We start from the raw sequence: 17,465 nt of genomic DNA, 5'->3' as shown, positions 1-17,465 counted from the left end.
AGATGATCCAGGCCGATCTTACCGTTATCCTGCCCGAAATCGTTCTGGCCGTTTACGCGATGCTGGCGCTGCTCGCCGCGGTCTATACCTCCAAGGACCGACTGGGTCCGACGCTGGTCTGGACCACTGGTGCGCTGATGGTGTTGCTGGCCGTCTGGATCGCGACCGGGCCGGGCGGCACCCATGCGGCCTTTGGCGGCATGATCGTCGATGACGGTTTCGCCCGCTTTGCCAAGGTGGCGATCCTGCTCTCGGCGGCGGCGGTGCTGGTGATGAGCCAGGAATACATGTCGCGCCGGGGTCTGTTGCGGTTTGAATACCCGCTGCTGGTGGCGCTGGCTGCGGTCGGCATGATGGTCATGGTCAGTGCCAGCGACCTGATGGTGCTCTATATGGGGCTGGAGCTGCAATCGCTCGCGCTCTACGTCGTCGCCGCGCTGCGCCGCGACAGCGTGAAATCGACCGAGGCGGGGCTGAAATACTTTGTCCTCGGCGCGCTCAGCTCGGGCCTGCTGCTTTATGGCGCCTCGCTGGTCTATGGCTATTCCGGCACCACGCTGTTCTCCGGCATCATCCAGACCGCACAGCATGGCGAGGTTTCGGTCGGGCTTCTGTTTGGTCTGGTGTTCCTGATCTCGGGGCTGGCGTTCAAGGTGTCGGCGGTGCCGTTCCACATGTGGACACCCGATGTCTATGAGGGGTCGCCGACGCCGGTGACCGCATTCTTTGCCACCGCGCCCAAGATGGCAGCGATGGGGCTGTTCGCTCGGGTGCTGTTCGACGCCTTCGGTCACGCGGTTCCGGACTGGAGCCAGGTGATCGCGCTGCTGTCGCTCCTGTCGATGTTCCTCGGCGCCGTGGCGGCGATCGGCCAGCGCGACATTAAGCGGCTGATGGCCTATTCCTCGATCGCGCATATGGGTTATGCGCTGATGGGGCTGGCCGCCGGCACGGCATTTGGCGTGCAGGCGATGCTGATCTACATGGCGATCTATGTCACCATGAACCTGGGCACCTTCGCGTTTATCCTGATGATGGAGAAGGACGGCAAGCCGATCACCGACATCTCGGCGCTGAACATGTATGCCAAGCGCGAGCCGGGCAAGGCGCTGGCGATGCTGATCCTGATGTTCAGCCTGGCCGGTGTGCCGCCGATGCTGGGGTTCTTCGGCAAGTTCTATGTGCTGCGCGCCGCTTATGAGGGCGGTCTGGCCTGGCTCGCCATCGCCGGTGTGGTCGCCTCGGTGATCGGGGCGTTCTACTACCTGCGCGTCGTTTTCTACATGTATTTCGGCGACGAGGGTGAAGAGATGGATACCCATTCCTCGCCCGTACTCTGGGTGTTTCTGACCGGGTCCGCGGCGGTGATGCTGCTGGGGATCGTCAATATGTTCGGTATCGAGGGCGCGGCGGCAGTGGCGGCGGCGACGCTTGTCAACTGATCCCGCGACCCTGCGGATGCGCGGCCGCCGACGTCGTTCGGCGGCCGTGTCCATTTGGGGAGGAGGCGCATGACGGACTGGCCGGACGGGTATGGGCGGCGGCTCCTCGACGAGGTGGACAGCACCCTGAACGAGGCCGCGCGGATCGCGCCGGGCCTGGCCGGGCCCGAATGGATCCTGGCGCGCCATCAGACCGCCGCGCGCGGTCGCCGCGGGCGCGGCTGGGCCAGCCCTGCCGGGAATTTCTCCGCCACGCTGGTTCTGCGTCTGAACGGGCCGGCACAACACGCGGCACTGCGCAGTTTCGTCGCCGCGCTGGCCCTGTTCGACGCCTGCGTCGCAGTGACCGGGCGGCCCGAGGCGTTTTCGCTCAAATGGCCCAATGACGTGCTGCTGAATGGTGGCAAGCTGGCGGGCATCCTGCTGGAAAGCGCGGGGGTCGCGGGCGGCGCGATGCCGCTTTTCATCGGGATCGGCGTCAATCTGGCCGAGGCGCCGCCGGCCGACGCGGTCGAGGCGCGGGCGCTGCGCCCGGTCTCTCTGGCCGGGGAGACCGGGATGCGCATCGCGCCCGAGGCGTTCCTGACCGAACTGGCCGCCGCCTTTGCCCGCTATGAGGCGCAGTTCGCGGCCTATGGCTTTGCCCCCATCCGCGAGGCCTGGCTGTCCCGCGCAGCCCGTCTGGGGCAGCCGGTGACGGCGCGCACCGGCACCTCCGAGACCCGTGGCACCTTCGAGACGGTGGACGCCGAGGGCCAGCTTGTTCTAATGACCCCGGCAGGGCGGGTGCGCATCCCGGCGGCCGACGTCTTTTTCTGACACACGAGAGGGGAAGGCCCATGCTTCTGGCCATCGACTGCGGCAATACCAACACCGTGTTCTCGATCTGGGACGGCGAGAAATTCCTCTGTACCCTGCGCACCTCGACCCATCACGCGCGCACTGCGGACGCCTATTTCACCTGGTATTCCACGCTGGTAAAACACTACGGGATCGAGGCCGACATCACCGATGTGATCATCTCCTCGACTGTGCCGCGGGTGGTGTTCAACCTGCGGGTCTTTGCCGACCGGTTCTTTGGCTGCCGCCCGATGGTGGTGGGCAAGCCCGAATGCCTGTTGCCGCAGGCGCCCCGCGTCGATGCGGGCACCCAGGTCGGACCCGACCGCCTGGTCAACACCGCCGGCGCCTTTGACCGGCATGGCGGCAATCTGATCGTTGTAGATTTCGGAACCGCCACTACATTCGATGTAGTTGGTCATGACGGCGCCTATGAGGGCGGCGTGATCGCGCCGGGGGTGAACCTGAGCCTCGAGGCGCTGCACATGGCTGCGGCGGCCCTGCCTCATGTGGATATCGCCAAACCCCAGCGGGTGGTGGGCACCAATACTGTGGCCTGCATGCAATCGGGCGTATTCTGGGGCTATGTCGGCCTGGTGCGCGAGATATGCACCCGCATCAAGGCCGAGCGCGATCAGCAGATGATGATCGTGGCGACCGGGGGGCTGGCGTCGCTGTTTCAACAGACCGAGGCGTTGTTCGACGCCTTTGAAGAAGATTTGACGATGCACGGACTGACCGTGATCCATCGCTATAACAAGGAAAATACACCGCGATGAGCAGTGAAAGATTGATTTACATGCCGCTGGGCGGCGCCGGTGAGATCGGCATGAACGCCTATGTCTATGGCTATGGCGCACCGGACAAGGAGCGGCTGATCCTGGTCGACCTGGGCGTGACCTTTCCGGATATGGACGGCAGCCCAGGGGTTGACCTGATCCTGCCCGACATTACCTGGCTGAAAGACCGCGCCGACCGGCTCGACGCGATCTTCATCACCCATGCGCATGAGGACCATGTGGGCGCCGTCGCCCATTTCTATCGCGATCTGGGCGCGCCGGTCTATGCGCGCGCCTTTACCGCCAATATCGCCCGCGGCAAGATGGCGGAATTCGGCCACCCCGAAGAGGCGGTGCGCACCGTGTCCGCATGGCCGGAACAGGTCGAGGCGGGGCCGTTCAGGGTCGGCTTTCTGCCGATCTCGCACTCCATCCCCGAAAGCGCCGGTCTGGTGATCGACAGTCCCGAGGGCCGGGTGATCCACAGCGGCGATTTCAAGCTCGACCCCAATCCGGTGGTGGGCGAGGCCTTTGATCCGGAGCTTTGGGCCGAGGTGGCCCGGCCGGGCGTGCGGGCGCTGATCTGCGATTCGACAAATGTGTTCTCGGCCGCGCCTGGCCGGTCCGAGTCCGAACTGGGCGAGCCGATCGAGGCGCTGGTCGCAAAGGCCAAGGGCATGGTGGTCGCGACCACGTTTGCCTCCAACGTGGCGCGGGTCAAGACGCTGGCCGAGGCCGGTGAAAGGGCCGGGCGCTCCATCGTGCTGCTGGGCCGGGCGATGCGCCGGATGATTGAGGCGGCGGTGGAGACCGGCGTGCTGCGGTCCTTTCCCAAGGTAATGAGCCCGGAAGAGGCGCTGGAGATCCCGCGCGAGAACCTGATGCTGCTGGTGACAGGCAGCCAGGGCGAGCGGCGCGCGGCCAGCGCCCAGCTGGCCCGTGGCAAGTATCGCGGTCTGACGCTGGCCGAGGGGGATCTGTTCCTGTTCTCCTCCAAGACCATCCCGGGCAACGAACGCGGCGTGATCCGCATCATGAACCAGCTCAGCGAAAAGGGTGTCGACGTGGTCGACGATGCGGGTGGTCTGTATCACGTCTCGGGCCATGCCAACCGCCCGGATCTGGAGCGGATGCACCAGATCGTGCAACCGCAGATGCTGATCCCGATGCATGGCGAGCACCGGCATTTGCGCGAACATGCCCGTCTGGCCGAGGCGCGCGGCATCGCCTCGGTGATCGCGGTCAATGGCATGATGCTGGATCTGTCGGGCAATGCGCCCACGGTTGCGGGTTATGTCGAAACCGGGCGGACCTATCTGGACGGTTCGGTCAAGATCGGCGCGCTGGACGGCATCGTGCGCGACAGGATCCGCATGGCGCTGAACGGTCATGTGGTGGTGTCAGTGGTGATGGACGAAGAGGACGAGCCGATCGACGGCGCCTGGGTCGACCTGATGGGGCTGGCCGGGACCGGCACCTCGAAGGCGCCGCTGGCCGATGTGCTGGAAGAGGATCTGGCCCAGTTTCTGGGACGGGCCGGGCGCAAGACCCTGACCGACGATGACAAGCTGGAAGAGGGGCTGCGCCGCGTCGCCCGCCAAAGCGCGCAGACAGAGATCGGCAAGAAACCCGAGGTGACTGTGGTGATCAGCCGGCTGGGCTGATCACCGTCCGGTCACGACGACCAAAGAAAAACGCGCCCGGGGCCTGAGCCCCGGGCGCGTTTGCATTCCGGACATGGCGTTTGCCGGGATCAGCCGGCGCGACGCTCCTCGAAGCTCAGCGCGATAAAGCTGGGCATGTGGTCGCCCATGCCGACCACGTTGTTGCCCTTTTTGTCACCCCGGTCACCGCGGTCACCCCTGTCGCCGCGCCGGCGCGGCGCGCCGGTGTCGCGCGGTGGCCTGGAGGTGCTGCGATCCTCGTCGCGGGGCGCGGCGCCACGGGTCTCTTCCGCCGGGGTCTCGATCTGTTGCTCAACCTGTTGCTCGGCCGGTTTTTCGACCCGTTTCGCAGCGGGTTTCGCGGCCGACCTGCGCTCGGGCCTGGGCGCGCGTTCCGCCTCGGGCTCGGCTTCGGGCCGGTCGGATTTCAGCGGGTTGTCCAGCCGCGGAATTTCCTTTTGCACCAGCCGCTCGATGGACTCGAGGTTCTTTTCGTCGCGCGGCACACAGATCATCATGGCCTTGCCATCGCGTCCGGCGCGGCCTGTGCGGCCGATCCGGTGCACGTAATCCTCGGCATGGCTGGGGACGTCGAAGTTGAACACATGGCTCACGCTGGGCACGTCCAGACCGCGCGCGGCCACATCCGAGGCCACCAGGAAACGCAAAGAGCCTTCGCGGAACCCGTCCAGGGTGCGGGTGCGCTGGCTCTGGTCCAGGTCGCCGTGGATCGGGGCCGCGTCATAACCGTATTTCTTGAGCGATTTCGCGACGATATCCACATCCGTCTTGCGGTTGCAGAAGATGATGGCGTTGGTGCATTTTTCGCCCTCTGCGTCGATCATCATCCGCAGCAGCTTGCGCTTTTCGCTGGCCTCGCGGTCCTTGCGCGAGGCCTTGAACATGACCACACCTTGTTCGATGTTCTCGGCGGTGGTCGCCTGGCGGGCGATCTCGATGCGCTCGGGCGCCGACAGGAAGGTGTTGGTGATCCGCTCGATCTCGGGCGCCATGGTGGCCGAGAAGAACAGCGTCTGGCGGGTAAAGGGCGTCAGCGAGAAGATGCGCTCGATATCGGGAATGAACCCCATGTCGAGCATGCGGTCAGCCTCGTCCACCACCATGATCTGCACGCCGGTGAGCAGCAGCTTGCCACGCTCGAAATGATCGAGCAGCCGGCCCGGGGTGGCGATCAGCACGTCGACGCCCTTGTCGATCAGCTGATCCTGTTCCTTGAAGCTGACGCCGCCGATCAACAGCGCCTTGGTCAGTTTGACATGCTTGGCATAGGTGTCGAAGTTCTCGGCGACCTGGGCGGCCAGTTCCCGCGTCGGGCACAGCACCAGGCTGCGCGGCATCCGCGCCCGCGCCCGGCCACGCGCCAGAAGCGTGATCATCGGCAGGGTAAAGCTGGCTGTCTTGCCGGTGCCGGTCTGGGCGATGCCCAGAACGTCGCGCCCCTCGAGCGCCGGCGGGATTGCGCCGGCCTGGATCGGGGTGGGCGTCTCGTAGCCGGCTTCTTCTACGGCCTTGAGAACCTTCGGGTTGAGATTCAGGTCAGAAAATTTTGTCATATGTATCCGCGTTTCGCGGACATCGACATGGCCCGCGCGTCTGATCTGGGCCGGACCCGGATGGTCCCGCGTCTTGCGCATGATAGCCCTTGATGCCGCATAGCAAAAAGGCGGGGCGCGGTCAAACAGAGTCGCCCCGGACCGAAAATTGCGGCGGTTTAAGGCGTAAATGGAAACAATGTCACTATTTCGTAGTCATTGTTCCAATAGTGATCCGGTCGCCGGACCGATCCGTGGTGTTCACCGTGTTGGGCGGGCGCCGTGCAGTTTGGTGAAGAATGCCGGGGGGAGGAGGGGCGTTTGTCCCCACATAAACTCTGGTTGATTGTTTTTTAAGGCGCCGCCGGGCAGGCTCCGACCGGGCGGAGGTGATGGAACGCGCCCGGCACAGCGATCCGGACCGATCCGGGAGGAGAACGATCAATGGCGACCCTGACAGGCACCACCGGGACCGACGATCTGAGCGGGACCGCGGAGGCGGATCTGTTCCAGACATATGGCACCGACATCCCCGGCGAGGCGGATCTGCTGTCAGGACTGAACGGCGGCGACGTCTATGACGTCTCGGGCGGGGTGCACCGCTCGTATGTCATTGATGACAGGGGCCGCGACGGGGGCCGCGACCAGATCGTCGGGGCCGGTGCGATGTACCACTCTGCCAGCCTGGGGTATCAGGCATGGGCCACGGCCGAGCGCCTGGGGCAGGATTTCATCCTGCACCTGCCGCACCGGCCCTACCGGTTCCACAAACCGGCGCTGCCGGCCTATGATTTCGTCATCAAGGATCACTTTGGCGGAACCGGGGTGGAAACACTTGAGGCGGGCGGCGTGGTCTATCGCCTTGCGGCCGGGGCATCCGGCTCCGGCGCGGCGGATATTCTGGCGGGTGGCCTGGCTGACGATCTCTTGCGGGCCGGTGGCGGCGACGATTTCGCCTTCGGCAACGGCGGCGGCGACCATCTGCGCCTCGGGCGGGGCGACGATGTGGGCTTTGGGGGCGCCGGTGCCGACAGGCTGTGGCTGGGCGCCGGCAACGACCGGGCCTTTGGCGGCGACGGGCGGGACATCATCGCCGGTCAGGGCGGTCACGACTCGATCGAGGGTGCGGCGGGCCGGGATCTCTTGCGGGGCAACGTGGGCAACGACGGGCTGACCGGCGGGCAGGGCAACGACCGGCTGATTGGTGGCGCGGGCGACGATCGTCTGGCCGGGGGGCCGGGCGACGACGTTCTGATCGGCGGGCCGGGGGCCGACATCTATGTGGTCGACGCCGGGGGCGAGGCGGGCGCAGCCGGACGCGACCGCATCATCGACAAGGGGACCGCCGGCACCTGGAGCAGCCACGACGTGATCGATCTGATCGGGCTTTACGGCCCGTCGGGCAGTTCGGTGGCCGAGACCTATGGCGCGCTGCGGTTCTGGCGCAGCGCTGACGACATGGTGATGGAGGTCGGCGGCGGCGACGGCGCTCATGTCACCGTCGCCAACATGTTCAGGGCCGGACAGCATGACCGGTTTTTCGTTGAAGAGCTGTCCATCAACGGTGCCTACTGGACACCGCTCACCTTCATGTTCCTGGACGGGGCGGTGACGGATATCGGCGACGACCGGTCGATCTTTCTGACCTATGGCGCCAAGATGAACGAGGTGCTTTTCGGAAGTGACGGCAACGACCAGATCTTCGGCGGCACCGGCACCAATTTCATCTGGACCGGCGCCGGGGCCGATGTGCTGATCTACAAGGTCGGGGACGGAGAAAGCCTGAGCGGCTTTGGCGGCGCGGTCTCGCATGACATCGTCGAGGATTTCGATCCGGCCCGCGACAGCCTGGATTTCACCGAGGTGGCCAAGGACATTGGCGCCGGATTCGCCGATCTGGTGATCGGCGCGGATGCCGAGGGCGATGTGACGATCTATCTAAATACCGGCAACTGGGAGGTTGCGGACATCTCGATCGAGTTGCGCGGCGTCTCCTTGGTTGAGGTGACGGCGGATATGTTCGTCTTTTAGGCCGGTTCCGGTCGGTATGATCCGGACCCTCCGGTCAGCCGAACTCTGGAAACTGCGCCTGGCGCCTGGCGCTCAGGTCCAGATCGCAGCGATGCAGCAGCCCCTCCGCCTCCAGCGCCCGGCGCAGGGCGGGGGTATCGGCGCAAAGCTCGTCATAAAAGGCGCGCAGCCCGGCCTCGCCCTCGGCGGCCTCGATCCCGCTCAGCACCTCGTGCAGGGTCAGCCCGCCCTTGTCCCGTGGCCGTGCCGGCGCCAGGTCGGCCCGGTAGGAACCATGGGCAAGGCGATAGCGATAGGCGGCGATCCACTCCTCCCAGCTCCTGGCGTGGCAGTGAAGCAGAAGGGTGTTTTCCAGCGCGACCTCGCCCGGGTTCATGTCCTGCCCGCGAAAGACGTTGTGGATGCGTATCTGCATCGGCTCGAGCCCGGTGCGGACAAAGAGCTTTCCGGCAAGATGGCTGAGAAAGCCGCCCTTCACATAGGCTCCGAACCGGGGGTAGAGGCGCGCGACGGTTGCGGCGCGGTCGGGTCCGCCGGGGATGAAGCCCTTGAACCGCGTTCCGTCACCCGCCAGCGCCTCGGCCGGGCGGATACGGGCGCAGAGCGCCGTGTCGGGAAGCGCATCCAGAATGTCCTCCACCGGCCTGTCGGGCCAGATGAACTCGTCCACGTCCATGTGGATCAGCCAATCCACCTCGCCGCCCTTGCGGCGATAGGCGTCGGTGGCGTTGGCGGCCTGGCGGACCTGATGCTTGACCGGGCGCCTGATCCCGAGCTTGCGCCAATGGTCGTCGTCGCAGGTGAAGACGCGCACCCTGGGATGCGCCTTGAGCAGCGGCAGCGCCTCGGGGTTGGGTACGTCGAGATAAAGGAACAGCCGGTGCGCGCCGAGGTCGATATGGTAGGCGGCGAAATTCAACACGTCTTCGGCCCGGGCCTTAATCGTGCTGACGATTCCCCATTTTGGTGTCGGAGCCTGTGGCAAGGGGGCCTCTCAGCGAACGTGGCGTCTTGAACTGTTGGACCCGTGCGAACACGGTCCGGTTGTCCGTCATCAGCAGGTTCAGCATACGCCGGCCCAACGGACGGAAAACCGCGTCTGCCTCGGCCATTTTATGCAGTCTCGTAAGGATTGTAACCTCCAAGTCTCCATCAGGCATGGAATAGGGATCGAGGTCAAATGCCAAGGGATACCGGTCGTCAACCGGATTTTGGGGAAATGGAATGGAATTGGGCCGCCCTGACAAACGCCGTTCGCTGTCGTGGAGTTTGATCATGTCGAACACCAGCGCGAAGGATTGCCCAGCCAGGCGTTGTTGCGGGGTTTCTCCGATCTCGGCGAATGTTGTCGCGGCGGAGACCAGCCAGCGGGCCGGCAAATGCGCGGCGAGAAACGCGCCCTCTTCCCTCCACATGCGGAGGAACAGCTTTCTGATGCGCGGCGGGTATTCCCGCCGCCGCAGAAGGGCGATGACCAGCGCGTGAACGGCGAGGAGTTCGGGGTGGCCGCAAAGGACCGAGCGGAGGTAGGCGTATTTTTTCCGGGCATCGTCGGTGTGCCGGCGTTTGACGGGGGCATCCATCTCGGGCAGATACGCGGTTTTCAGCGGCTCCAGATCGAGCCGGCCGCGCGGAATGACGGCCGCGACATTGCGGTATGGGCTGTCACGGGTTGCGAAATATCCCGACAACGCATCCAGACCGCCTGGAATGATCGTCTCGGGGCCGGAGTAGCCACACACCTTTCCGAAGCGAAGCCTTCGACGGATCGCCCGGAAGGTCGATCTGACGGGTGGCCGGAACCAAGGGGACGTTCGGGTGGACATGAACCGGTTCACCTAAAGAATCCCGCAGGCCGCTCACCCGCCGGAGAATTGAAAAAAAATGGGGCCGGGGCGGGGACGCCCCAACAAAATGCACTATACCATCATTTCCTTGGTCGCGGTCAGTTTCAAGTCGGGATAATCCCGTTCGATCCGGTCGATGTCCCATTGCAGCCGGGTGAGGTACACGATGTCGCCATCGTGGTCATGGGCGATATGCTGCTTGTTGGCGGTGACGAATTTGTCGATGGCCTGCTTGTCGCCATTGACCCAGCGGGCCGAGGTGAACTGGCTGGGCTCGAAGCGTACGGGCAGCCCGTATTCCATCTCGATCCGGCTGGCCAGAACCTCGAACTGCAGCGCGCCGACCACGCCGACGATGAAGCCCGAGCCGATCGAGGGCTTGAACACTTTTGCCGCGCCTTCCTCGGCGAATTGCATCAGCGCCTTTTCCAGATGCTTGGCCTTCATCGGGTCGGCCGCGCGCACGGTCTGCAACAGTTCCGGCGCGAAGGAGGGGATTCCGGTCACGCGCAGCTGCTCGCCCTCGGTCAGGGTGTCGCCGATGCGCAGCTGGCCATGGTTGGGAATGCCGATGATGTCGCCGGCCCAGGCCTCTTCCGCCAGTTCGCGGTCGGAGGCGAGGAACAGCACCGGGTTCGACACCGCCATCGGTTTCTTGGACCGCACATGCAGCAGTTTCATGCCGCGTTTGAAATGCCCTGAGGCGAGGCGCACAAAGGCGACCCGGTCGCGGTGCTTGGGGTCCATGTTGGCCTGCACCTTGAAGACAAATCCGGAAACCTTTGTTTCCTCGGGTAGAATCTGGCGCGGGCTTGCCTGTTGCGGCTGTGGTTCCGGGCCATAGGTGCCGATGCCGTCCATCAGTTCCTTGACCCCGAAGGAATTGATCGCCGAGCCGAACCAGATCGGGGTCATATGCCCCTCGAGCACCGATTGCGGGTCGAGCGCGGGCAGCAGTTCGCGCGCCATCTCGACCTCTTCCCTGAGCTGCTCCAGCAGGTGCGCGGGCACGTGTTCGGCCAGTTTCGGGTCGTCCAGCCCGTTGATCTCGATGCTTTCCGCGACCTTGTTGCGGTCGGCGCGATCCATCAGTTCCAGCCGGTCGCGCAGCAGGTCATAGCACCCCATGAAATCGCGCCCGACACCGATGGGCCAGCTCGCAGGGGTCACGTCGATCGCAAGATTTTCCTGGATTTCGTCAATGATCTCGAAGGTGTCGCGGCTTTCCCGGTCCATCTTGTTGCAGAAGGTCAGGATCGGCAGGTCGCGCAACCGGCAAACCTCGAACAGTTTCTGGGTCTGGCTCTCCACGCCTTTGGCACCGTCGATCACCATCACTGCGGCATCCACTGCAGTCAGCGTGCGATAGGTGTCCTCGGAGAAGTCCGAGTGACCCGGCGTGTCGACAAGATTGAATCGGAACCCCTTGAAATCGAATGACATTGCCGAGGCCGAGACGGAAATGCCCCGGTCCTTTTCCATCTGCATGAAGTCCGAGCGCGTGCGCCGCGCCTCGCCCTTGGCGCGGACCTGACCGGCCATCTGGATGGCGCCGCCATACAGCAGGAATTTTTCGGTCAGCGTGGTCTTGCCCGCATCCGGATGCGAGATGATCGCAAACGTGCGACGACGCGCGATTTCGGGCGGCAGGGCGGGGCGGTTGGGTGCGGTGTCCAGCATGAGCGCGCGTATAGGTAAGGTTTCGGGCAGAGGCAAGAAAATCAGGGGCAGCGGCGCGCCGGCGCCTGGGATCCGCAGCAGGCCCCGGGGGCGGGAGTTGGCGGAACGCCGCCCGCCGGTGCGCCGTCGGCTTGGCCGAATCGGGCGGATGTGAGAGATTCGGAACATAGCGTGAACAAAGGGGGTGTCATGGACCTGAAAGCGATTGCGAATGACCTGGTGGCCGGCTGCCGCGAGGGGCGGGAACGGGACAATCTGGTGCGGCTTTACGCGCCGGACGCGGTATCGGTCGAGGCCGCCGATATGGGCAACGGGCGCGAGGCCGTGGGGCTGGACGCGATCCGCGGCAAGCATGACTGGTGGGAGGAGGCCATGGAGGTGCTGGAGGGCGATGTGACCGGGCCGATGCTGCATGGCGATGACCGTTTTGCGGTGATCTTCCGCATAAAGGCACGGGAGAAGGCCACCGGCGAGGTCTCGCAGATGCAGGAAGTGGGCGTCTATACCGTGGCCGGCGGCAAGATCGTGCGAGAGGAGTTCTTTTACTGATCGGCTGCGCGGCCGGGATCTGTCGGGGTCGGGCGGCGCCCGCTAATGGGTCGAGGCGCGGCGCAGCAGCGCGATGGCGTCGGGGCGGTCGAGCAGGGCTTTCTGCACGTCGAGGCCATGGCTGTCACCTGTGCCATGGCCGGTCAGGCCGGTGCCGATCCTATCCAGAAGCTCCTGCGGCAGGGCGGGACGGGTGCGTGGATCGACCAGCAGGGACTCGGCGGCGATCCCCTCGGCATAGATGATGTGGTGGCGGTCGAACAGGATCTGGAAATAATCCACGTAGCCGCCGCTGAGAACCAGGACGCTGTCGCCGTTCACCAGATGGCGCGCCTTGACCAGCAGCTCGGGCCGGCCGGCGCCGATCATGTCGCTGCGCTGATAGACGAACAGGCGGTGATCGGGGCTGACCACCAGATCGCCGGCGTTGTTGAGTGTGCCGGCGCGGATCATGATGGGGGCAAAGGCCCCCTCGGCCCTCAATGTGCTATGGCCGATCCAGCGGATTTCCTGCGCGCCGGCGTCACGGGTGAGCACCCGGTCGCCGACCTTCAGATCCTCGATCGGCACCTGGGCGCCGGTGGCCATGGTGATGCGGGTTCCGCGGGTGAAGGAGACGCAGGCGATCTGCGCGAACTTGCGGCGCGCGCTGTCGCGGTCGACGCCGACCAGACGGTAATCGGTCCTGGCCGCGAACGGGATCAGCGGCAGCAGGTAGGTGGCGGCGATCAGGCCATCCGCGTCGGTCTCGACCAGGATCAGCGCCTCGGCGGTGGCCGCGTCCGGGGTCATGAACTGCAGGGCGCAATCGAGATGCAACAGGGCACCGGGGCGGCCCAGCTCGCTGGTCTCGTCGATGCGGAAACTGCCATCGCCCAGCGCGGCCACGGCCAGCCGGCGCCGCGCCGCCCCCGGCTCCAGCATATAGATGTCATCAAGGACCAGATCTTCGAACTCCGCGACCGGATCGCCAAGGTTGGCCCCGACGCTCACCCGGAAATCGGGGGCGGGATGGACGGGGATCACCTGAACCGGGCTGTCGCTTGTTGAGATCACGGCTATGGGCCTGTAACTGGACTGGGCTACTATAGAGGACCGGACGGCCCCTTTGTGCAAGAGGTAGCCCGGGATTGTGGCGGATATGGGTCAGCAGCCGGGTGAAACGCCGGCATTGTTTTGAAAACCGGTACCAATCCAGAGGGTGGTGCCGAGAGAAAGGGAGAGACAGCGATGGATCTTGGAATTGCGGGCAAACGTGCGCTGGTCTGTGCCAGCAGCAAGGGGCTGGGTCTGGGCTGTGCCGAGGCGCTGGCCGCCGAGGGCGTCAACCTGGTGATGAATGCGCGCGGCGCCGAGGCGCTGGAGGCCAGCGCCCAGGCAATCCGCGACGCCCATGGGGTCGATGTTGTCACCGTCGCCTGCGACGTGACCACGCCCGAGGGGCAGGCGGCGGTTCTGCAGGCGGCGACGGGCGCCGACATTCTGGTCAACAATGCCGGCGGTCCGCCGCCGGGCATGTGGACCGATTGGGAGCGCGAGGATTTCATCAAGGCGCTGGATGCCAACATGCTGACGCCGATCGCCTTCATCAAGGGGCTGGTGCCGGCGATGATGGAGCGCGGCTGGGGCCGGGTGGTGAATATCACCAGCCAGGCGGTGCGCGCGCCGATCCCGGTGCTGGGGCTGTCGAACGCGGCCCGCACCGGGCTGACCGGCTATGTCGCGGGCACTGCGCGGCAGGTTGCGGGCCAGGGCGTCACGATCAACAACCTGCTGCCGGGCATCCATGCCACCGACCGCGCCGATGCACTGGATGGCGGCGTCGCCAAACAGCAGGGGATCACTGTCGAGGAGGCCCGCGCGCAGCGCGCCGCCACCATTCCCGCCCGCCGCTATGGTACGCGGGAGGAGTTCGGCGCCGCCTGTGCCTTTCTCTGCTCGCAACATGCGGGGTTCATCGTCGGCCAGAACATCCTGCTGGACGGCGGCGGCGTGAACCTGACCATGTGATCACCAAGACGCGGCGATCACGGGATCGGGTGGCGCGGTCACGGCTGTGTGACGCGGCCGCGTGCCCGATTGCGCGGCGCGCGGTCCCACGCTAGCAGCGGAAGAACCGGCAATGGAGGGACAGACAGATGAAGCATGACGCGGTGCAGAGCTATTACGGAGAGGTGTTGCAGGGCAGCGCCGATCTTCAGACCAATGCCTGCTGCACGCCCGGCGAGATGCCGGCGCATCTGAAGGCGACCCTGTCGAAGATCCACGACGAGGTGCTGACGCGCTATTACGGCTGCGGGCTGATCGCGCCGCAGGCGCTGGAGGGGATGCGCATCCTCGATCTGGGCTGCGGCGCGGGGCGGGATGTCTATGCGCTCTCGGCGATGGTGGGCGAGGCCGGCGCGGTGGTGGGGGTCGACATGACCCCGGCGCAGCTGGAGGTGGCGCGGCGGCACCAGGATTTCCACGCCGAGGCCTTCGGCCATGCAAAATCCAACGTCGAATTTCACGAGGGTTTCATCGAAAAACTCGACGATCTGGATCTGGCGCCTGGCTCCTTCGACATCATCGTGTCGAACTGTGTGCTCAACCTGGCCACCGACAAACCGGCGGTGCTGCGCGGCGCGCAGCGGCTGCTGAAACCGGGCGGCGAGATGTATTTCTCCGACGTCTATGCCGACCGGCGCATCCCGGCGGCGCTGGCCGAGGATGAGGTTCTTTATGGCGAATGCCTGTCCGGGGCGCTCTATTGGAACGATTTTCTGACCATGGCGCGGGCCGCAGGCTTTGGCGATCCGCGCCGGGTGGAACAGCGCCTGCTGACTGTCGAGAACCCGGAGCTGGAGGAAAAGGTGGCGCCGATCCGCTTCCTGTCTGCCACTTACCGGCTGTTCAACCTCGACGGGCTGGAGCCGGCCTGCGAGGACTACGGCCAGGCGGTGATCTACAAGGGCACCGTGCCGGAGGCGCGCCATGAGCTTGTTCTGGACGATCATCACGTGATGCAGACCGGCAAGGTGTTCCCGGTCTGCGGCAATACCTGGCGGATGCTGGCCGAGACCCGGTTCGCGCCGCATTTCGAGTTCATCGGCGATTTTTCGACCCATTACGGCATTTTCGAGGGGTGCGGCGGCGACAGCCCCTTTAATGGGCTGACCGGCGATGCGGGGGCCGCTTTGGGCGGTGGCTGCTGCTGACGGCTTGTCCCCGGCGGCGGGGGTTGCTATCTCCTGCTCTGCCCGATGGTTTTCGTCGGGAATTGCAATGAGGGCCCCCTTGACCGAACAGCCCCCCCGGTTGGAGATCCGCAATCTGGTGCGCCATTTCGATGGCCGCCGGGTGGTCGACGATGTTTCGCTCAGGATCATGGCCGGGCAGGTGACCTGCCTGCTGGGACCGTCGGGTTGTGGCAAGTCCACCACGCTGCGGATGATCGCAGGCGTCGAGATGCAGGACTCGGGCGAGATCTGGGTCGATGGCAAGCTGGTCTGCGACACGATTTTCCGGGTGCCGCCGGAGCGGCGCGAGATCGGGCTGATGTTCCAGGATTTCGCTCTGTTCCCGCATCTGAGCGTGGCCGAAAACGTCGCCTTTGGCCTGCGGACCGGGACCAGGACGGAAAAGCGGGCGCGGGTGGCGGAGCTGCTGGAGCGGGTCGATCTGATCCAGTTCATCGACGGCTATCCTCATCAGCTCTCGGGCGGGGAACAGCAGCGCGTGGCGCTGGCCCGTGCGCTGGCGCCGCGGCCGCGGATCATGTTGATGGACGAGCCGTTCTCGGGCCTGGACAACCGGCTGCGCGACGGCATCCGCGATGAGACGCTGAGCTTGCTCAAGGATGAGGACACCGCTGTTCTGCTGGTCACGCATGAACCCGAAGAGGCGATGCGCATGGCCGACGAGATCGCGTTGATGCGTGGCGGCAAGATCGTGCAGCGCGGCGCGCCCTACAACGTCTATACCCGCCCCGCCGACAAGGCGGCGGTGGCCTTTTTCAGCGATGTCAACGTGCTCAAGGCGCAGGTGAACGGGGCGCTGGCGCAGACGCCGTTCGGCCGGTTCCTTGCCCCCGGGGTGCCGGACGGAACGGATGTGGACATCGTGTTCCGGCCGCAGCATGTGCGGCTGGATTTCGACCGCAACGGTCAGGGTCCGCTGCCGACGCCGGCCGAAGGGGTTGCGGCGCGCGGCGTGGTCGAGCGGGCGCGGTTCCTTGGCCATGAGAGCCTGGTGGAATTCCGGATGGATTACGACGGCTCGGTGCTAAAGGCGACGGTGCCCAATGTGTTCCTGCCGCAAAAGGGGCGGGTGATGTGGCTGACCGTGCGCCGCGACCGCTGCTTCGTGTTTCCGGCCTGAACCCGGCGCGTGGTCAGTGCCCTGGTCAGGGCTGCGCGGTGTAATCCGCCAGCGTCTTGCCGGGCTCATCGACGAAAAGTTCGGGCAGGGCGCTGGCCCCTTCGATCAGGTCGATGCGGAAGACCCGGAAATCATCGCGCATCTCGCACCAGGCGGTGAGCGTCCAGACGCGCCCCCAGTATTCCATATGCAGCGGCCGCACGGTGCGGTGGGTAAGGGTGCCGTCGATGCGGCGATAGGCGAGGTGCAGTTTCTGCCGCCCCTTGATGGCGCTGCGCAGCACCGCCATATGCGACAGCCCCCGCGCCGCGTCAGCAAAGGGGTAGACGGCGAATTTCCAGGCGTCGGCCTCGGCCACGGTTGCCACCGGCAGCACCGCGTCGATCTTGTCGGCCAGCGACTGGGCGGCCGCTTTCAGCTCCGGATCGGCGGCCTCGCCGACGATGGCGACGCCGAGGTTGAGCGCCTCGAGCTCCTCGGCGGTGAGCGTCAGGGGGGGCAGGGTGATCGCCTCGCGCACCATGTAGCCGAGGCCGCGCTCGCCCTCCACCGGGATGCCGGAGGCGGCGAGCGTGTCCATATCGCGATAGATCGTGCGGACCGACACTTCGAGCCGGTCCGCGATGTCCTGCGCGCGGTGCAGTTTACCGTCGCGCAGGATCTGAATGATGTCGAACAGGCGGTCGGTACGGCGCATGCGCAGACCCTGCCATGCGCCGGG

Annotated in this window: 15 protein-coding genes; 9 read left to right on the top strand and 6 right to left on the bottom strand. The window is 65.5% G+C overall.

The window, feature by feature from the left end:
• Nucleotides 1-2: 2 nt before the first annotated feature.
• From nuoN to E1832_RS17360, 4 genes are all read left to right on the top strand, one after another.
• Nucleotides 3-1,442, top strand: a complete 1,440-nt coding sequence (gene nuoN / locus E1832_RS17375; protein WP_133361042.1) for an NADH-quinone oxidoreductase subunit NuoN — start codon at nt 3-5, stop codon at nt 1,440-1,442.
• A 69-nt stretch (nt 1,443-1,511) separates the two neighbouring features.
• Nucleotides 1,512-2,261 carry a biotin--[acetyl-CoA-carboxylase] ligase gene (locus tag E1832_RS17370; RefSeq protein WP_133361041.1) on the top strand — a complete coding sequence of 250 codons (750 nt, stop codon included), beginning with the start codon at nt 1,512-1,514 and terminating at the stop codon, nt 2,259-2,261.
• A gap of 20 nt (nt 2,262-2,281) precedes the next feature.
• Entirely contained in the window at nt 2,282-3,061 is a 780-nt protein-coding gene (locus E1832_RS17365; RefSeq protein ID WP_133361040.1) for a type III pantothenate kinase, read from the top strand.
• Nucleotides 3,058-4,725, top strand: coding sequence for a ribonuclease J (locus tag E1832_RS17360; RefSeq protein WP_133361039.1), 1,668 nt, complete (start codon nt 3,058-3,060; stop codon nt 4,723-4,725). The genes E1832_RS17365 and E1832_RS17360 overlap by 4 nt, the downstream gene beginning before the upstream one ends.
• An 89-nt stretch (nt 4,726-4,814) precedes the next feature.
• Here E1832_RS17360 and E1832_RS17355 read toward each other — a convergent pair whose 3' ends face one another.
• The gene (locus tag E1832_RS17355) at nt 4,815-6,299 is read right to left on the bottom strand and encodes a DEAD/DEAH box helicase (protein ID WP_133361038.1); all 1,485 of its coding nucleotides are present in this window, start codon (nt 6,297-6,299) and stop codon (nt 4,815-4,817) included.
• Nucleotides 6,300-6,722: 423 nt separating this feature from the next.
• On the opposite strand from E1832_RS17355, the gene E1832_RS17350 reads away from it, so the two are divergent.
• On the top strand, nt 6,723-8,309 hold the full coding sequence (locus E1832_RS17350) for a calcium-binding protein (protein WP_133361037.1): 1,587 nt from the start codon (nt 6,723-6,725) through the stop codon (nt 8,307-8,309).
• 34 nt (nt 8,310-8,343) lie between these two features.
• On the opposite strand, the gene E1832_RS17345 is transcribed toward E1832_RS17350, so the two are convergent.
• From E1832_RS17345 to E1832_RS17335, 3 genes are all read right to left on the bottom strand, one after another.
• Nucleotides 8,344-9,231: a glycosyltransferase family 2 protein gene (locus E1832_RS17345; RefSeq protein ID WP_245514028.1), complete on the bottom strand. Its 888-nt coding sequence runs from the start codon at nt 9,229-9,231 to the stop codon at nt 8,344-8,346.
• A 16-nt stretch (nt 9,232-9,247) separates the two neighbouring features.
• Nucleotides 9,248-10,135, bottom strand: coding sequence for a hypothetical protein (locus E1832_RS17340; protein ID WP_133361035.1), 888 nt, complete (start codon nt 10,133-10,135; stop codon nt 9,248-9,250).
• A 93-nt stretch (nt 10,136-10,228) separates the two neighbouring features.
• A complete protein-coding gene (locus tag E1832_RS17335) occupies nt 10,229-11,836 on the bottom strand; it encodes a peptide chain release factor 3 (protein WP_133361034.1) in 1,608 nt (535 codons plus the stop codon).
• Nucleotides 11,837-12,025: 189 nt separating this feature from the next.
• Here E1832_RS17335 and E1832_RS17330 point away from each other — a divergent pair, with 189 nt between their 5' ends.
• Nucleotides 12,026-12,385 (top strand): nuclear transport factor 2 family protein, encoded by a 360-nt coding sequence (locus E1832_RS17330; protein WP_133361033.1) that lies wholly within the window; start codon nt 12,026-12,028, stop codon nt 12,383-12,385.
• A 42-nt stretch (nt 12,386-12,427) separates the two neighbouring features.
• Here the strand turns inward: E1832_RS17330 and E1832_RS17325 are convergent, their stop codons facing one another.
• A complete protein-coding gene (locus E1832_RS17325; RefSeq protein ID WP_133361032.1) occupies nt 12,428-13,441 on the bottom strand; it encodes a Hint domain-containing protein in 1,014 nt (337 codons plus the stop codon).
• Nucleotides 13,442-13,615: 174 nt separating this feature from the next.
• Between E1832_RS17325 and E1832_RS17320 the strand changes: the two genes are divergently transcribed.
• The 3 genes from E1832_RS17320 to E1832_RS17310 all read left to right on the top strand — a co-directional run bounded on the left by E1832_RS17320 (nt 13,616) and on the right by E1832_RS17310 (nt 16,744).
• Nucleotides 13,616-14,395 carry an SDR family oxidoreductase gene (locus tag E1832_RS17320; RefSeq protein WP_133361031.1) on the top strand — a complete coding sequence of 260 codons (780 nt, stop codon included), beginning with the start codon at nt 13,616-13,618 and terminating at the stop codon, nt 14,393-14,395.
• A 128-nt stretch (nt 14,396-14,523) separates the two neighbouring features.
• Nucleotides 14,524-15,582, top strand: a complete 1,059-nt coding sequence (locus tag E1832_RS17315) for a methyltransferase domain-containing protein (protein WP_133361030.1) — start codon at nt 14,524-14,526, stop codon at nt 15,580-15,582.
• Between the two features lie 67 nt (nt 15,583-15,649).
• Nucleotides 15,650-16,744, top strand: a complete 1,095-nt coding sequence (locus E1832_RS17310) for an ABC transporter ATP-binding protein (RefSeq protein WP_133361029.1) — start codon at nt 15,650-15,652, stop codon at nt 16,742-16,744.
• 25 nt (nt 16,745-16,769) lie between these two features.
• Here E1832_RS17310 and E1832_RS17305 read toward each other — a convergent pair whose 3' ends face one another.
• The gene (locus tag E1832_RS17305; RefSeq protein WP_133361028.1) at nt 16,770-17,441 is read right to left on the bottom strand and encodes a helix-turn-helix transcriptional regulator; all 672 of its coding nucleotides are present in this window, start codon (nt 17,439-17,441) and stop codon (nt 16,770-16,772) included.
• Nucleotides 17,442-17,465: the final 24 nt, after the last annotated feature.

The organism is Antarcticimicrobium luteum (genome assembly GCF_004358185.1).
GTDB classification, from domain to species: Bacteria; Pseudomonadota; Alphaproteobacteria; order Rhodobacterales; family Rhodobacteraceae; genus Antarcticimicrobium; species Antarcticimicrobium luteum.
This window is presented reverse-complemented; position numbering and strand designations above follow the sequence as displayed.

Excerpts from the sequence above, each read along its gene's own strand:
- E1832_RS17355 (WP_133361038.1), bottom strand. The coding sequence starts at position 6,299 with ATGACAAAATTTTCTGACCTGAATCTCAACCCGAAGGTTCTCAAGGCC.
- nuoN (WP_133361042.1), top strand. The coding sequence starts at position 3 with ATGATCCAGGCCGATCTTACCGTTATCCTGCCCGAAATCGTTCTGGCC.
- E1832_RS17370 (WP_133361041.1), top strand. The coding sequence starts at position 1,512 with ATGACGGACTGGCCGGACGGGTATGGGCGGCGGCTCCTCGACGAGGTG.
- E1832_RS17365 (WP_133361040.1), top strand. The coding sequence starts at position 2,282 with ATGCTTCTGGCCATCGACTGCGGCAATACCAACACCGTGTTCTCGATC.
- E1832_RS17360 (WP_133361039.1), top strand. The coding sequence starts at position 3,058 with ATGAGCAGTGAAAGATTGATTTACATGCCGCTGGGCGGCGCCGGTGAG.
- E1832_RS17340 (WP_133361035.1), bottom strand. The coding sequence starts at position 10,135 with ATGTCCACCCGAACGTCCCCTTGGTTCCGGCCACCCGTCAGATCGACC.
- E1832_RS17335 (WP_133361034.1), bottom strand. The coding sequence starts at position 11,836 with ATGCTGGACACCGCACCCAACCGCCCCGCCCTGCCGCCCGAAATCGCG.
- E1832_RS17330 (WP_133361033.1), top strand. The coding sequence starts at position 12,026 with ATGGACCTGAAAGCGATTGCGAATGACCTGGTGGCCGGCTGCCGCGAG.
- E1832_RS17305 (WP_133361028.1), bottom strand. The coding sequence starts at position 17,441 with ATGCGCCGTACCGACCGCCTGTTCGACATCATTCAGATCCTGCGCGAC.
- E1832_RS17350 (WP_133361037.1), top strand. The coding sequence starts at position 6,723 with ATGGCGACCCTGACAGGCACCACCGGGACCGACGATCTGAGCGGGACC.
- E1832_RS17315 (WP_133361030.1), top strand. The coding sequence starts at position 14,524 with ATGAAGCATGACGCGGTGCAGAGCTATTACGGAGAGGTGTTGCAGGGC.
- E1832_RS17320 (WP_133361031.1), top strand. The coding sequence starts at position 13,616 with ATGGATCTTGGAATTGCGGGCAAACGTGCGCTGGTCTGTGCCAGCAGC.
- E1832_RS17310 (WP_133361029.1), top strand. The coding sequence starts at position 15,650 with ATGAGGGCCCCCTTGACCGAACAGCCCCCCCGGTTGGAGATCCGCAAT.